The organism is Paraburkholderia sprentiae WSM5005 (assembly GCF_001865575.2).
In the GTDB taxonomy this organism is placed as follows: Bacteria; Pseudomonadota; Gammaproteobacteria; order Burkholderiales; family Burkholderiaceae; genus Paraburkholderia; species Paraburkholderia sprentiae.
In genome coordinates, this window is sequence record NZ_CP017561.2 from 2,975,191 (window position 1) to 2,990,322 (window position 15,132).

The following is a 15,132-nucleotide window of genomic DNA, read 5'->3' on the forward strand; positions in this document are numbered from 1 at the left end:
CACGCTTATGACTAGCACGCTTATCGTCAGCGACAAACGTCCGGAAACCGCGGTGTATCGAGAGACGCTCGCCGCCGGCGAGCCGTGGCTTCACGAGGTGAAGGCTGGGCAAACGCTGCGCGTCGTCGATCTCGAAGGCAACCAGGCGGTCGACACGCTGTTCTACAGCCTCGCCGATCCGCGCGAGCGTTTCGACCCGCAGCGCACGTTGCGCCGGCAAAAGAGCCTTTACCTGACCTCGGGCTCGGTGCTGTACTCGAACCTCGGCAAGCCGATGCTGACGATCGTGGCCGACACCTGCGGCCGCCACGATACGCTCGGCGGCGCCTGCGCGCAGGAGAGCAACACGGTGCGCTACGCATTGGAGAAGCGCTATATGCACAGCTGCCGGGACAACTTCCTGCGTGCCTGCGCGCATGACGGCCGCCTGTCGAAACGGGACATCGGCGCTAACGTCAACTTCTTCATGAACGTGCCGGTGACGGCCGAAGGCGGGCTCAGCTTCGAAGACGGCATTTCCGCGCCGGGCAAGTACGTGGAATTGCGCGCCGAGATGGACGTCATCGTGCTGATCTCCAACTGCCCGCAGCTGAACAATCCGTGCAACGCCTACAATCCGACGCCCGCGGAGCTGCTGATATGGAACTGAAGCGCATCCGCCACTGGGTGTTTCTCGTCATGCTGGTTCGCTCGGGACGCTACTTCATCCGCACGCGCGAACAACCGACCCGCACAGATCGCTGACGCGACATCGGCCGTGGACGACCACGGCCGGTCATTCCCACGGCGGGACGGCCCGCCTCCGAATCGACACACCTTCCATGTTCGAGAAGATTCTGATCGCTAATCGCGGCGCTATCGCGTGCCGCATTCTCAGGACGTTGCGCGAACTCGACGTGACCGGCGTCGCCATCTACGCGGAAGCCGACAGAGCGAGCCGCCACGTCAGCGCAGCGCCCATCGCCCATGCGCTCGGCGACGGTCCAGCCGCGCTGACCTATCTCGACGTGGACAAAATCCTCGCGATTGCGCGTCGCGAAGGCGTGCAGGCGATCCATCCCGGCTATGGGTTCTTATCCGAGAACGCAGCATTCGGCGAAGCCTGCGAAGCGGCCGGCATCGCCTTCATCGGGCCGACGCCAGCGCAGCTTCGCGCGTTCGGCCTCAAGCACACGGCCCGCGAAATCGCCGCCAATGAAGGGGTGCCGATGCTCAAAGGCACCGGGCTGCTCGCGGACTTGCCGGCGGCGCTCGCGGCCGCGCAGACCATCGGCTATCCGGTGATGTTGAAAAGCACCGCGGGCGGTGGCGGCATCGGCATGCGGGTGTGCTGGAACGCCGACGAGCTCGGCGCCCATTTCGACGCGGTCAAACGCCTCGGCGAAAACAACTTCAGCGATGCCGGCGTGTTTCTGGAGAAGTACATCGAACGGGCGCGGCATCTGGAAGTGCAGGTATTCGGCGACGGCCGAGGCGACGCGCTGGCGCTCGGCGTGCGCGACTGCTCGGTGCAGCGGCGCAATCAGAAGGTGCTCGAGGAAACCCCCGCGCCCTGCCTGCCGGACGGGATTCAGGCCGCGTTGTGCGAGGCCGCGGTCAAGCTCGCGAAAGCCGTCGACTATCGCTCCGCCGGCACCGTCGAGTTCGTGTACGACAGCGCCGCCGAACAGTTCTACTTCCTCGAAGTCAATACACGTCTGCAGGTCGAGCACGGCGTAACCGAACAGGTGTGGGGCGTCGACCTGGTGCGTTGGATGATCGAACTCGCGGCCGGCACGCTCGCGCCGCTGCGGGAACTCGCGGCAGGTCTCACGCCGCGAGGACATGCGATCCAGGCGCGACTCTACGCGGAGGACCCTGGGCGTGACTTCAAACCGAGTCCGGGTCTGCTGACCGACGTCGCGTTCCCGCACGCGGACGGCCGTGCGCTGCGCATCGATACATGGATCGAGGCAGGTTGCGAAGTACCGCCGTACTTCGACCCGATGCTCGCGAAAGTGATCGCGTGGTCGCCGACTCGCGATCAAGCGCGCCATGCGCTCGACGATGCGCTGCGCCACACCCGGCTCTACGGCGTCGAGACGAATCGCGACTATCTGCGCCAGATTCTGCGCGATCGGCCGTTTGCGTCGGGCGAACCGTGGACTCGATGTCTCGAAGCGCTCAGGTATCAGGCCAGCACGGTCGACGTCGTCAGCGGCGGCACGCAAACGACGGTGCAGGACTATCCTGGCCGGTTGGGTTACTGGGCAGTCGGCATCCCGCCGTCGGGGCCGATGGATGACCGGGCGATGCGGCTCGGCAATCGCCTGCTCGGCAATGCGCCCGACGCCGCCGCTCTCGAAGTCACGATGAGCGGACCGACGCTGCGCTTTAACACGGATGCAGTGGTCGCCGTCACCGGCGCGGAGCTTCCGGTGCTGCTCGACGATGTCGCGCAGCCGCTCAATACGAGCCTTCATGTACCGGCGGGTGCGACGCTCGCGCTCGGCACGATACGCGGCGCGGGCGCGCGCGCTTACCTATGCGTGCGCGGCGGCTTCGACGTCGCGCTCTACCTCGGCAGCCGCAGCACCTTTACGCTCGGCCAGTTCGGCGGCCATGGCGGCCGCGCGATCCGCGCCGGCGACGTGCTGCATCTTTATCCGCTCGCCGACGCGCAGGCCGGCGCGGCGCTCGTCAACGCGCCGATGCTCGACGGCGTGCGCGCTGTGCGCGTGATCTATGGGCCGCACGGTGCACCGGAATACTTCAGCGCCCGCTATATCGCGCAGCTTCTCGACACCGAGTGGGAGGTTCACTTCAACTCCAGCCGTACCGGCGTGCGCCTGATCGGGCCGAAACCCGAGTGGGCGCGCGAGGACGGTGGCGAGGCCGGCCTGCACCCGTCGAACATTCACGATAATCCGTACGCGGTCGGCGCCGTCGACTTCACCGGCGACATGCCCGTGATTCTCGGACCCGACGGCCCGAGTCTCGGCGGCTTCGTGTGTCCGGTGACGATCATCGAGGCGGACCTCTGGCAGATCGGCCAACTGAAAGCGGGCGACAAGATCCGCTTCGTTCCGGTCGAAGTCGAGCAAGCCCGTCAGGCGGCGCATGAGCGTCGGCGGGAACTGGAGAGCCTCGAGATTGCACCGAACGCGCCGAGCGAAAGAACCACCTCGCTAACGTCGCCCATCGTGCTCGATACCGGCACGGATCGCGAAAGACTCGTCGCGCGTCTATCGGGCGACACGCATCTGCTGCTCGAGATCGGGCCGGCGGAACTCGATCTGGTTGCGCGGTTTCGCGGACATGCGCTGATGCAGTCCCTCGAAGCGATGCATCTGACGGGCGTCATCGATCTCACGCCGGGCATCCGCTCGCTGCAGATCCACTATCGGCCCGAAGAATTGCCGCTCGCCCGCTTGCTCGACATCGTCGCGCAGGCGTGGGGCGAGGTCGGGTTGCACAAGGACCTGCGGGTGCCGTCGCGAATCGTGCATCTGCCGCTGTCGTGGGATGACCCCGCGTGCCAGCTCGCGATCGACAAATACATGACCACCGTGCGCAAGGATGCGCCGTGGTGTCCGAGCAACCTCGAATTCATTCGCCGCATCAACGACCTCGACTCGATCGACGCGGTCAGGCAGATCGTCTTCGATGCGAGCTATCTCGTGATGGGACTCGGCGACGTCTACCTCGGCGCACCGGTCGCGACGCCGCTCGATCCTCGTCACCGGCTCGTTACGACGAAATACAACCCGGCGCGTACGTGGACCGCGGAGAACTCGGTCGGCATCGGTGGCGCGTATCTGTGCGTCTATGGCATGGAAGGGCCGGGCGGCTATCAATTCGTCGGCCGCACGTTGCAGATGTGGAATCGCTACCGCGATGTCGCGGATTTCGCTGGACAGCACTATTTGCTGCGCTTCTTCGACCAGATTCGCTTCTACGAAGTGGCGGCCGCCGATCTGTTGCGCATCCGCGCGGACTTCCCGCTGGGCCGCTATCCGTTGCGGATCGAAGAGTCCGAGCTTTCGCTGCCGGACTATCAGGCGTTCCTCGCCAGCGAATCCGTCGGCATCGAGCAGTTCCGTTCGCGGCAACAAGCGGCCTTTCAGGCGGAGCGCGAGCGATGGCGTGAAGCCGGCGCCTCGGAAGAAACGTTCGAGACGCCGGTCGCCGAAGACACTCAATCAGCTCCGCTGAAAAACGGCGACGTCGCCGTGGACAGCGAAATTGCCGGCAGCCTCTGGCAGGTCAAGGTGAAAACCGGCGACGCGGTCGACGCAGGCGACGTGCTGCTCGTCATCGAGTCGATGAAGATGGAGATCTCGGTGTGTGCGCCGTGCGCGGGTATCGTCGGCGATATCTACGTGGCGCCGGGGTCGCCCGTGCGCGCGGGGCAACGCGTTGCGGTTATCGAACGTCACTAAATATCTGGACGGAAAACCATGTCGTCATTCGATCTACGTCTCCCGACGCTTCGCGCCGCATACCGTGCGGGAACGCTCACGCCGCGCAAGCTCGTCGCTGAACTGCTCGCCAAAGCCGCCGCGCTGAATCCGTCGTTCAATCTGTTCATTCATCTTCTGACCGAAGAGGAAGTCGCGCCCTACCTCGACTGGCTTAACGCGCAAGACATCGAAAGCCTGCCGCTCTATGGCGTGCCGTTTGCGATCAAGGACAATATCGATCTCGCCGGTATTCAGACGACGGCCGCGTGTCCCGCCTTCGCGTACACGCCGTCGCGCTCCGCGAGCGTCGTTGCGCAATTGATCGCGCTCGGTGCGATACCGCTCGGCAAGACCAATCTCGACCAGTTCGCGACCGGTCTCAACGGCACCCGCTCGCCGTACGGCAAATGCCGCAATAGCGTGCATCCCGACTATCCGTCAGGCGGCTCGAGCGCCGGCTCGTCACTCGCGGTCGCGCTCGGCGTCGCCAGTTTCGCGCTCGGGACCGACACGGCCGGTTCCGGTCGCGTGCCTGCCGCGCTGAACAATCTCATCGGTCTCAAGCCAACGAAAGGCCTGTTGTCCACCGCGGGCGTGGTGCCCGCGTGCCGCACGCTCGATTGCGCGACGTTTTTCACGGCGACGGCGGAAGAAGCGAGCGAGCTTCTTGCGTTGAGCTCGTGCGCCGATCCTCGCGATGCATACAGCCGCGCGAATCCGCAATGGAACACCGCACGCGCGTTTGGCAGGCCCCGGGCGTTCCGCTTTGGCGTGCCGGCGCAACTGGAGTTTGCGGGCTGCTCCGAAAGCCCCGGCTTGTTTGCCAAGGCGCGCGCGTTGCTGGAAGCGGCAGGAGGCGAGGCTGTCGAGATCGACTTCGAGCCGTTCGTCGAAGCCGCGAAGCTGCTCTATCAGGGCCCGTGGGTGGCCGAGCGCTACGACGTGGTGGGCGAGTTGATGACAACGAGGCCGGCTGCGGTCATGCCCGTCATTCGCGACGTGTTGGCGAGAGCGCCGGGCGCCACCGCGGTCGAGCTGTTTCGCGCGCAATATCGCCTGCAGGAATTGAAGGCCGTCTGCGACGCAGCGATCGAGTCGCTCGATTTCGTGCTGACGCCGACGTATCCGCGTCCCGTCACGCTCGACGAGTTGGAGCGCGACCCGATCGGTCCGAACTCGCTGTCGGCTACTACACGAACTTCATGAATCTGCTGGACTATGCGGCCGTCGCTACCCCGACCGGCTTCATGAACAATGGTCTTCCGTGGGGCGTCACCGTCTTTGGCCGCGCATTCACCGATCAGTATCTGTTAGGCGTGGCCGACCTGCTGCAACGAGAAAGCGACGTGCAATGCGTAGGCAGGCCAAGCGTCGAGCCGGGCGAGCCGGGCGAACGACACACGGCCACCCATGACCGCATGCCGATCGCGGCCTGCGGCGCTCACATGCAAGGCTTACCGCTGAACCGGGATCTGGTCGCCCGACGTGCACGCCTCGTGCAGGCCACGCACACTGCGGAGCACTATCGTTTGTCTGCGCTGCCCGCATCGGCGGACGGCACGAGGCGGCCAGCCATGTGGCGCGTCGCGGACGGCGGCGCAAAAATTGCTGTCGAAGTATGGGATATGCCCAGCGCCGAGTTCGGCTCGTTCATCGCGACCGTTCCTTCTCCGCTGGTTCTGGGGAAGGTCGAACTCGTCGACGGTTCGTGGGTGACCGGCTTCCTGTGCGAGCCGTATGGTGTGCAGTCGGGAACCGACATCTCGGGGTTTGGCGGATGGCGAGCATGGCTGGCCAGCGAGCGCGGCGCGAGCTCCTGATCGAACGAAGCGGTGGCCACCCGCGTCACAGGGTATGGGCAGTGAAACGCTGCGGGTTTGTTGCAGCCTTCGTCTCTTGAGAGAATAGAGTCATGAGCCAGCCTGACACGTTCTCTCCGGAGAGTCCAACGCGCGTCCTGGATGCAGGACCTGACAGGCTTCCTGCCAGCATCGCCAATCCGTCGCAACTACGAGGAGGTTCACTGATGACGTTCCGCACCGTCGCGCTCGCCGCAACCAGCGCTGCGCTCGCGCTCGCCGGCACGACCGCCACCCGCACCGCCCATGCCCAAGCCCCAACTCCGTCCGACAGCCAATGGCGCGCCAGTTCGACCATGCTCGCGACGCTGCTTCAGGATGGCTACAGGATTGTCGCCGTCGTCAACAACGGGCCGGCCGACACAATCTTCGTGCAGCGCGATCAGAGTGCGTTCAAATGCATCGATCCGCAGCCGGATACCAAAGCGAAAACCTCCGCAGCGCCGGGCTGCTACGAACTGGTGCCGCCGACCAGCGCCGCGCCCGCGTCAGAATCCAAATAACGTAATTTGAAGCGCGAGCCGCCACCGCAACGCGTCAGCGATCCACGAGCCGGCTCAGGTTGCCGCGCACCCGTTGCAGCAGCCCGATCAACTGCGCCGATTCTTCATCGCTGAAACCATTGAGCGCTTCGAGCGCGACCTCGTCGCCGACCTTGCGCGCCTTGCCGAGCGTGCGCTCGGCCTTCGGCGTCATGCGAACCTGGCGTTCGCGGCGATCCTGCGGATTCGCGGTCCGTTCGATCCAACCGCCTTCCTCCATCCGGTCGAGCAGCCGGCCCGCCGAGATCGGCGCGACCTCGAGTAGATCCGCGAGCCGCGCCTGATTGATGTCGCCGAAATGGCCGAGATAGGCCAGCACGCGACACTGCGCGCGCGTCAGATCGACCGACGACCTCGCGAGATCGTCGAACCGCTTGCCCGCCAGCCGGCCGACGTCGTAGATCAGAAAGCCGAAGCGCTCTTCGAATTGGGTTTTCATGCGCGGATTATACGGAAGCACTTCGGCTTGCAGCGTGCCTGCGCACGCGTTCCGCCCTCAGCACAAGCCCCGATAGCGCAAACCGGTACGGCCGATATAATAAGCATGCTTACTATATCGGCCATCCCCACCGTTCATGTCCTCTGCCTCCACGCCGGCGAGCGCCACCGCGCTGCTCAACCGGCCGATGATCACGATCTCGATCATGCTCGCAACGCTGATCCAGACGCTCGACAGCACGATCGCCAACGTGGCGCTGCCGCATATGCAAGGCGCACTGTCCGCGTCGCAGGACGAGATCACGTGGGTGCTGACCTCCTATATCGTCGCCGCCGCGATCGCCACGCCGCTCACCGGCTGGCTGGCGGATCGGCTCAGCGTCAAGCGGCTGCTGCTGATCGCGATCGGCGGCTTCACGGTGTCGTCCGCGCTGTGCGGGCTCTCCGAGACGCTGTCGCAGATCGTCGTGTCGCGTCTGCTGCAAGGGATCTTCGGCGCGTCGCTGGTGCCGCTGTCGCAGTCGATCCTGCTCGATATCAACCCGCGCGAAAAGCAAGGCCAGGCGATGGCCGTGTGGGGCATGGGCGTGATGGTCGGGCCGATTCTCGGCCCGACGCTCGGCGGCTGGCTCACCGATAGCTATAACTGGCGGTGGGTGTTCTTCATCAACGTGCCGATCGGCGCGTTCGCGCTGTTCGGCGTCGCGACCTTCCTGCCGACGCGCGAGCCGAAACACGACGTCAAATTCGACGCGTTCGGCTTCATCACGCTCGGCCTCGCGATCGGCGCATTGCAGGCGATGCTCGATCGCGGCGAGCAGCTCGACTGGTTTTCGTCGACTGAGATCGTGATCGAGGCGCTCGTCGCGGCGATCAGCTTCGCGTTCTTTCTCGTGCACACGGCGACGATCGGGGAGCGCTCGTTTTTCAAGTACAAGTTGCTGAAGGACCCGAACTTCGCGACCGGCACGTTCTTCATCTTCGTGATCGGCGCGGTGATGTACGCGACGCGTGCGCTGCTGCCGCCGATGCTGCAAAACCTGATGGGCTATCCGGTCGCGACCACGGGCCTCGTCACCGCGCCGAGCGGCGCCGGCACGATGGTCGCGATGCTGATCGCCGGCCGGCTGCTCAAGCGCGTCGACGCCCGACTGCTGCTGCTCTGCGGCTTTCTGATTTCGGCGTTCGCGCTATGGCAGATGATGCAATACACGATCGTGCTGTCGGCGTCGAACATCGTGTGGCCCGGCGTGATCCAGGGCTTCGGACTCGGCCTCGTGTTCGTGCCGCTGTCCACGCTGACGTTCTCCACACTGTCGCCGGAACTGCGCGCGGACGGCACCGCGACTTATAGCCTGATGCGCAACATCGGCAGCAGTATCGGCATTTCGATCGTGCAGACGCTGATGACGCGCAACACGCAGATCTCGCACGCGGACCTCGCCGCGAACGTCACCGCGTTCAATCCGGGGCTGCAGTCGATGCTCGCCAGCGGCTCGAACTACGACATCGCGGCGCTGAATGCGTCGATCACGCAGCAGGCCACGATGATCGCGTATCTGAACGACTTCAAGCTGATGTTCGTGGCGACGCTGCTGGTCGTGCCGCTGTTACTGCTGATCCGGCCGTCGCACAAGACACCGGATGCATCGGTCGCGCATGCGGCGATGGATTGACATCGCGTGCGGCAGCGTCCGCCTCAGCCTTCGATTCGCCCGCGCGTCACGCCGAGCAATGACGCCATCGCCGCGTACGCCGCGGCGGCATCGCGCGCGCGAATCGCCTCGAACACCGCCGTGTGCTCGGCGAGCGACGCGTTGAACACATCGGCGCGTTTCGCATTGAGCCGCAACTGTCCCTCGAGCGTGCGCTCGATCAGCGCGCCAAGGGGAATCAGCAATTCATTGCTGCACGCGGTAAGCACGCACAGATGGAACTGCAGATCGGCACGCACCCATTCGTCGACGTTGCGCGCCGCCACCATCGCGGCATGCGCGGCCGCAAGCGCATCCAACGTGTCGTCGGTGTACGCGGCGGCCGCGAGACCGGCGGCGTACGGCTCGACCATCTCGCGCATTTCCTGCAGCTTGAGCGCGAACGCCATCGGCTCGGCGACCCGCGAATACCAGTCGAGCAGATTGGCATCGAGCAGATTCCACGCGGATTTGACCCGCACGCGCGTCCCGACGCGCGGCCGCGATTCGATCAACCCTTTCGACGTCAGCGTGCGCAGCGCCTCGCGCAGCACCGTGCGGCTCACGCCGAACGCCTCCATCAACTCCGCTTCGCGCGGCAGGATCGACTCGGGTGCATAGTCGCCGCGCAGAATGGCAGTCGCGAGCACTTGGGCGACTCGCCCATGCAGATCGTGCGGCATGGTTCTCTCCTCGCGATGGTCTCGTAGCGCAATGTGGCGTAACTCTTTCAAGCTCACCACTATGTGATCAATTATACTATTAATAGTACTTTTAAAGCACTTTTGTTGTAGCATGGAATCCTCGAATTTTTTGCCGCAACCATCTTGCATGGACTCGGAGCCAGCGCTAAAGCGCCAGCTCCGACCGACATAGGAGACGCACAGCATGAAAATCACCAAGCTCGAAACCTTCATCGTCCCGCCGCGCTGGTGCTTCCTGAAGATCGAAACCGACGAGGGCATCGTCGGTTGGGGCGAGCCGGTGGTGGAAGGGCGCGCGCATACGGTCGCGGCGGCCGTCGAGGAACTATCCGACTATCTGATCGGCAAAGACCCGCTGCTGATCGAGGATCATTGGCAGGTGATGTACCGCGCGGGCTTCTATCGCGGCGGTCCGATCACGATGAGCGCGATCGCGGGCGTCGATCAGGCGCTGTGGGACATCAAGGGCAAGCACCATGGCGTGCCGGTGCATGCGCTGCTCGGCGGCCAGGTGCGCGACAAGATCAAGGTGTACTCGTGGATCGGCGGCGACCGCCCGAGCGATGTCGCGAACAACGCGCGCGCGGTGGTCGAGCGCGGCTTCAAGGCCGTCAAGATGAACGGCTCGGAAGAGCTGCAGATCATCGATACCTTCGACAAGGTGCAAGGCGTCATCAACAACGTCGCGGCGGTGCGCGAGGCGGTCGGGCCGAACATCGGCATTGGGGTGGACTTTCACGGCCGCGTGCACAAGCCGATGGCGAAGGTGCTCGCCAAGGAGCTCGATCCGTACAAGCTGCTGTTCATCGAAGAGCCGGTGCTGTCGGAAAACGCCGAGGCGCTGCGCGACATCGTCAATCAGACCAATACGCCGATCGCGCTCGGCGAGCGCCTGTATTCGCGCTGGGACTTCAAGCACATCCTGTCGGGCGGCTACGTCGACATCATCCAGCCGGATGCGTCGCACGCGGGCGGCATCACGGAATGCCGCAAGATCGCCGCGATGGCTGAAGCCTACGACGTTGCGCTCGCGCTGCATTGCCCGCTGGGCCCGATCGCGCTCGCCACCTGCCTGCAGATCGACGCGGTCAGCTACAACGCGTTCATCCAGGAACAGAGCCTCGGCATCCACTACAACCAGGGCAACGACCTGCTCGACTACATCAGAAACCCGCAAGTCTTCAAGTACGAAGACGGCTTCGTGTCGATTCCGCAGGGCCCGGGACTTGGCATCGAGGTCAACGAAGAGAAGGTGCGCGAGATGGCGAAGGTCGGTCATCGCTGGCGCAATCCGGTGTGGCGTCACGCCGACGGCAGCGTCGCCGAATGGTGATCTGAGCACTCCGAACTGAGCAGCTGAGCGAATCAGCCCCGTCCCTCGCCACGCCCTACCCCGCCTGGCTCTCGCTTAAGTTCGTTCGGTATCGGACATACGCATGGCCGTCTCCCTGCTGAAATGCATGCAAACAACGCATGCAGCAGGGAACACCATGGGCGAATTCCTTCCCGACTATCTGATCCGCGAACAGGCGACGGTTGGCGCGTTGGTCGCGTTCGGCGTGCTGCGCCTGATCGGCGCGATGCTCGCGTACGAGCGCGGATGGAGCATCTCGGTGGTCGGGAAATGCTTTATCGCCGCGGCGGTGCTGTACTGCCTACCCCAGCTCTTCGATCTGCTCACGCAGATGGTCAGCTCACACGCGGCCGGCGCCGAGCTCGAAGGCAAGGCCGCGGGCTGCGCGATCGCGCTGTTCTGTGCGCCGATTCTTGGTCATCGCCTGGGCTTCGAGTAAGCGGACTTCGAACCGGGGCCGCGCATTCAACCGAGCCCCGCGAACGCCGGCACGCTATGCGACAACGCGGCCGCGACGACGAACACGCCGATCATCACGAGCGCTTCCAGATACATCACGTTGACGAACGTGTGCGCATCCATCGTCGACGCGGTGCGACGCAGGCGCGGCAGCGCCGAGCTCCGGTTCAGCGCGCCGAGCACGAGCGCGAGCGCGACCAGCACGAGCTTCAACGTCAGCACATGACCCCAGGTGCTCGCCTGAATCGCTTCGAACGAGCCGCCCGAGCCGCGCACCGCATTGAAGACACCCGATAGCAACGCGAACACGACCGCGACGATCGACACGTTCGAGACCTGCGTCGCCGTGCGAATCAGCATGCCGCGCGCGGTCGATGCGCCGAGCGCCGGCAGCACCGCGAGGCCGGAGGCCATCACGAGTCCGCCCCATACGCTCGTCGCCAGCACGTGCAGCGTCTGCATGCCGATCGCGGCGGAGACGACGCCGGCGTCGGCCGCATGACCGAGCGACGCTTTGCCGGCCGCGATCGCGAGCACCGCGAGCCACAGCACCGTGCTACGCAGCATGCCCGTGCCATGGCTCAACGCGGTGCCGAGCAGCACCAGCGCGCCGCCGAACGCGACGCTCCAGCCGTAGCCGACATGCGTTTGCGTCAGCACCGTCGGCACCATGCCGAACGCCGCGAGCAACGCAACGCCGCCCATCGACGCCGCCTGATACAACAGCCAGCCGAGATCCGCGAGCACCAGCACGATGGTGGCCGCGAGCATCGAGCGTTGCGCGCGCATCCAGCCGGGACGCGCCGGTGACGTGCCGGGGAGCCCGTCCTTCGCGAGCCATGCGCCGAGTAGCGCCGAGCCGACGGCGAAACCGAACGCGACGTTCATGAGCGCGGCCATGGCGACCTGCCCGATCCACAGTCCGTCGAAGTTCATTGGACGTTGAACGCAAAGTCGCCTTGCGTGCGATGGCCGTCGATGGCCACCGCGATCCAGTGCACCGCATAGCGGCCGCTCGTCAGCGCAGGCAGCGCGAGGCGCATCGCGCGAGCGTCCGCGTGATCGACCGTCGACGCGGTCGGCGTCGCGGACTTGCCGCTTGCGTCGGCGAGCGTGATCCTGCTGAACGCCGGTTCGAGCGGCTCGGTGAAATGGATTATCACGTCGGCGGGCGCGACGGCCTCGGCGTTCGCGGCCGGCACGCTCGAGATCAGATGCGCGTGCGCGAACACGGTGGGCGACATGGCCAGCGCCACCGCGCCGGACATCAACGCACGCTGCGTCGAAGAAGAAAAATCGAATAGCTTCATGTAAGGCCGATAGCGAATGAGAACGAACGAAACATAGCCGGGCCGGCGACGCGCTGCGTCTGCACGACGACCGGCGAGCCCGGAAGTGTACGCTTCGACGGCGCGCGCGGGGATCGATTCGACCTGACGCACTGTCGCATGGCGGTCACACCGGGAACCGTCTCTCATGCGGCAAATGGTCACCATCAACCTTCGATGATAGAATGCTGCGTCGCCGCAGCGACGGCTGTCCTTCACACCGAGCCGCCCGAAGTTCGGTCAGGTCCCCGATTCTGATGGAGTTACGCGTGTCTTCAAGACGCCTCTTCCGCCCGTTGCTTGCCCTTCTGCTGATCGGCACCGCGGGTGTCTATAGCGCTGCAAAAGCGCAGACTCAACCGAAGGCCCCCGACACGATGGAAGCGCGCGTGCAAGGCTGCACGGCTTGCCACGGCTCGCATGGACAAGGCACCGACAACGACTACTTCCCGCGCCTCGCGGGCAAGCCGGCGGAATATCTGTTCAATCAGTTGCAAAACTTCCGTGAAGGGCGCCGCAAGTACCCGCCGATGAACTACCTCGTCACGTATCTCTCCGACGACTACCTGCATCAGATCGCCACCTTCTTCTCGCAGCAGCGCCCGCCGTATCCGACGCCGGCCAAGCCGACGGTCTCGGCCGCCACGCTCGCGCGCGGCGAGCAGATCGTGCTGCACGGTGATGCGTCGAAGCAGGTGCCCGCTTGCGCGGCCTGCCATGGCAAGGCGCTCACCGGTATGGAGCCGGCGATCCCAGGTCTCGTCGGTTTGCACGCCGACTACATTAGCGCGCAGCTCGGCTCGTGGCGCTCGGGCACGCGTCGCGCGATCGCGCCGGACTGCATGCACACCATCGCCACGCGCCTGAGCGACGAAGACGTGAACGCCGTCGCGGCCTGGCTTTCCACGCGGCAGGCTCCGCAAAACCCCGTGCCGGCTCCGGCCCGCTCCTTGAAGACTCCGCTTGCCTGCGGCAGCGAACCGCAATAAGGCGCCGGGAGAGACATTCAAATGAAACGCAAGTCTTTGTTCGCCCTCTCGGCAGTCGTCGTAGTCGCGGCCGCCGCTCTCGTTCCCGTCCTCTGGTCGGGCGGCGACAATCTGCATAGCAGCGGCGCGGCGGTGGCGGCAACGCCCGCGGACCAGGCTGACCTGGTCAAGAAGGGCGAGTACCTCGCCCGCGCCGGCGACTGTATCGCCTGCCACACGGTGCGCGGCGGCCAGCCGTTCGCGGGCGGCCTACCGATGGCCACGCCGTTCGGCACGATGTTCACGCCGAACATCACGCCCGACGACCAGTACGGCATCGGCAAGTGGACCCAGGACGACTTCTATCGCGCGATGCACACCGGCCGCTCGAAAGACGGCAGCCTGCTCTATCCAGGCTTTCCGTTCACGAGCTATACGAAGGTCACGCGCGCCGACTCCGATGCGATCTATGCCTACCTGCGCTCGGTCGCGCCGGTCAACGTGCCGAGCCGTCCGCACGAACTGAAATTCCCGTTCAACCAGCGCAACATGCTGATCGGCTGGCGCACGCTGTTCTTCCGTGAAGGCGAGTTCAAGCCTGATCCGACCAAGTCGGTCGAATGGAACCGTGGTGCGTATCTGGTCGAAGGCCTCGGCCACTGCGGCATGTGCCACACGTCGATCAACGCGATGGGCGGCCCGGTCAATTCGGCGGCGTTCGCTGGCGGTCTGATTCCGTTGCAGAACTGGTACGCGCCGTCGCTGACGTCGAACCGGGAAGCCGGCCTCGGCGACTGGGACCTCAAAGACATCGCCGATCTGCTCAAGACCGGCGTGTCGAGCCGCGGCGCGGTGTTCGGTCCGATGGCCGAAGTGGTTCACAACAGCCTGCAGTATCTGTCGACCGAAGACATCAACGCGATGGCGACGTACCTGAAGACGATTCCGCAGAAGAGCGAAGCACCGGAGCCGCTGCAGCTCGAAACCTCGGAAAAGTTCGGCGGCGAACTGTTGAAGCAAGGCCAGAAGATCTACGCTGACAACTGCGCGAAGTGCCACGAGGAAAACGGTCTCGGCCGGCCCCCGGCATTCCCGCCGCTCGCGAACAACCAGTCGATCCAAATGCCATCGGCGGTCAACCCGATCCGCATGGTGCTGAACGGCGGTTATCCGCCGAGCACGGACGGAAACCCGCATCCGTACGGCATGCCGCCGTTCGCGCAGGCTCTGTCGAATCAGGAAGTCGCGGCGGTCGTGACGTACATCCGTATGTCCTGGGGCAACCACGGTACGGCCGTGTCACCGCAGCAGGTGGCCAATCTGCGTTCGGCGCCGCTCGACTAA

Annotated in this window: 12 protein-coding genes and 1 pseudogene; 9 read left to right on the plus strand and 4 right to left on the minus strand. The window is 64.9% G+C overall.

Going from position 1 to position 15,132, the window contains the following annotated elements:
- Nucleotides 1–7: 7 nt before the first annotated feature.
- From BJG93_RS13495 to BJG93_RS13510, 4 genes and pseudogenes are all read left to right on the plus strand, one after another.
- On the plus strand, nt 8–649 hold the full coding sequence (locus BJG93_RS13495; RefSeq protein ID WP_027198771.1) for an urea amidolyase associated protein UAAP2: 642 nt from the start codon (nt 8–10) through the stop codon (nt 647–649).
- 172 nt (nt 650–821) lie between these two features.
- The gene (gene uca / locus BJG93_RS13500) at nt 822–4,421 is read left to right on the plus strand and encodes an urea carboxylase (RefSeq protein WP_027198772.1); all 3,600 of its coding nucleotides are present in this window, start codon (nt 822–824) and stop codon (nt 4,419–4,421) included.
- An 18-nt stretch (nt 4,422–4,439) separates the two neighbouring features.
- A pseudogene (atzF, locus tag BJG93_RS13505) lies at nt 4,440–6,262 on the plus strand (allophanate hydrolase).
- 206 nt (nt 6,263–6,468) lie between these two features.
- Nucleotides 6,469–6,804 (plus strand): hypothetical protein, encoded by a 336-nt coding sequence (locus BJG93_RS13510; RefSeq protein ID WP_027198773.1) that lies wholly within the window; start codon nt 6,469–6,471, stop codon nt 6,802–6,804.
- A gap of 34 nt (nt 6,805–6,838) precedes the next feature.
- On the opposite strand, the gene BJG93_RS13515 is transcribed toward BJG93_RS13510, so the two are convergent.
- Nucleotides 6,839–7,282 carry a MarR family winged helix-turn-helix transcriptional regulator gene (locus BJG93_RS13515; protein ID WP_027198774.1) on the minus strand — a complete coding sequence of 148 codons (444 nt, stop codon included), beginning with the start codon at nt 7,280–7,282 and terminating at the stop codon, nt 6,839–6,841.
- A 136-nt stretch (nt 7,283–7,418) separates the two neighbouring features.
- On the opposite strand from BJG93_RS13515, the gene BJG93_RS13520 reads away from it, so the two are divergent.
- The gene (locus BJG93_RS13520; RefSeq protein WP_027198775.1) at nt 7,419–8,957 is read left to right on the plus strand and encodes a DHA2 family efflux MFS transporter permease subunit; all 1,539 of its coding nucleotides are present in this window, start codon (nt 7,419–7,421) and stop codon (nt 8,955–8,957) included.
- A 23-nt stretch (nt 8,958–8,980) separates the two neighbouring features.
- On the opposite strand, the gene BJG93_RS13525 is transcribed toward BJG93_RS13520, so the two are convergent.
- Complete coding sequence (locus tag BJG93_RS13525; RefSeq protein WP_034479695.1) at nt 8,981–9,658, minus strand: FadR/GntR family transcriptional regulator; 678 nt, start codon at nt 9,656–9,658, stop codon at nt 8,981–8,983.
- Nucleotides 9,659–9,863: 205 nt separating this feature from the next.
- Between BJG93_RS13525 and dgoD the strand changes: the two genes are divergently transcribed.
- Complete coding sequence (gene dgoD, locus BJG93_RS13530) at nt 9,864–11,012, plus strand: galactonate dehydratase (protein ID WP_027198777.1); 1,149 nt, start codon at nt 9,864–9,866, stop codon at nt 11,010–11,012.
- Nucleotides 11,013–11,169: 157 nt separating this feature from the next.
- Nucleotides 11,170–11,472, plus strand: a complete 303-nt coding sequence (locus BJG93_RS13535; RefSeq protein ID WP_027198778.1) for a hypothetical protein — start codon at nt 11,170–11,172, stop codon at nt 11,470–11,472.
- 26 nt (nt 11,473–11,498) lie between these two features.
- Here the strand turns inward: BJG93_RS13535 and BJG93_RS13540 are convergent, their stop codons facing one another.
- Complete coding sequence (locus BJG93_RS13540) at nt 11,499–12,428, minus strand: CopD family protein (RefSeq protein ID WP_027198779.1); 930 nt, start codon at nt 12,426–12,428, stop codon at nt 11,499–11,501.
- The gene (gene copC / locus BJG93_RS13545; protein ID WP_027198780.1) at nt 12,425–12,802 is read right to left on the minus strand and encodes a copper homeostasis periplasmic binding protein CopC; all 378 of its coding nucleotides are present in this window, start codon (nt 12,800–12,802) and stop codon (nt 12,425–12,427) included. The genes BJG93_RS13540 and copC overlap by 4 nt, the downstream gene beginning before the upstream one ends.
- Before the next feature lie 275 nt (nt 12,803–13,077).
- On the opposite strand from copC, the gene BJG93_RS13550 reads away from it, so the two are divergent.
- Together BJG93_RS13550 and BJG93_RS13555 are read left to right on the plus strand one after the other, a co-directional pair.
- Nucleotides 13,078–13,809 (plus strand): c-type cytochrome, encoded by a 732-nt coding sequence (locus BJG93_RS13550; protein ID WP_034479698.1) that lies wholly within the window; start codon nt 13,078–13,080, stop codon nt 13,807–13,809.
- Nucleotides 13,810–13,830: 21 nt separating this feature from the next.
- The gene (locus BJG93_RS13555; RefSeq protein WP_027198782.1) at nt 13,831–15,132 is read left to right on the plus strand and encodes a c-type cytochrome; all 1,302 of its coding nucleotides are present in this window, start codon (nt 13,831–13,833) and stop codon (nt 15,130–15,132) included.

Bases quoted from the DNA above. Each gene is read 5' to 3' on its own strand.
- BJG93_RS13550 (WP_034479698.1), top strand. From the start codon at position 13,078: ATGGAGTTACGCGTGTCTTCAAGACGCCTCTTCCGCCCGTTGCTTGCC.
- BJG93_RS13510 (WP_027198773.1), top strand. From the start codon at position 6,469: ATGACGTTCCGCACCGTCGCGCTCGCCGCAACCAGCGCTGCGCTCGCG.
- BJG93_RS13555 (WP_027198782.1), top strand. From the start codon at position 13,831: ATGAAACGCAAGTCTTTGTTCGCCCTCTCGGCAGTCGTCGTAGTCGCG.
- BJG93_RS13515 (WP_027198774.1), bottom strand. From the start codon at position 7,282: ATGAAAACCCAATTCGAAGAGCGCTTCGGCTTTCTGATCTACGACGTC.
- BJG93_RS13525 (WP_034479695.1), bottom strand. From the start codon at position 9,658: ATGCCGCACGATCTGCATGGGCGAGTCGCCCAAGTGCTCGCGACTGCC.
- BJG93_RS13495 (WP_027198771.1), top strand. From the start codon at position 8: ATGACTAGCACGCTTATCGTCAGCGACAAACGTCCGGAAACCGCGGTG.
- BJG93_RS13520 (WP_027198775.1), top strand. From the start codon at position 7,419: ATGTCCTCTGCCTCCACGCCGGCGAGCGCCACCGCGCTGCTCAACCGG.
- copC (WP_027198780.1), bottom strand. From the start codon at position 12,802: ATGAAGCTATTCGATTTTTCTTCTTCGACGCAGCGTGCGTTGATGTCC.
- BJG93_RS13540 (WP_027198779.1), bottom strand. From the start codon at position 12,428: ATGAACTTCGACGGACTGTGGATCGGGCAGGTCGCCATGGCCGCGCTC.
- dgoD (WP_027198777.1), top strand. From the start codon at position 9,864: ATGAAAATCACCAAGCTCGAAACCTTCATCGTCCCGCCGCGCTGGTGC.
- uca (WP_027198772.1), top strand. From the start codon at position 822: ATGTTCGAGAAGATTCTGATCGCTAATCGCGGCGCTATCGCGTGCCGC.
- BJG93_RS13535 (WP_027198778.1), top strand. From the start codon at position 11,170: ATGGGCGAATTCCTTCCCGACTATCTGATCCGCGAACAGGCGACGGTT.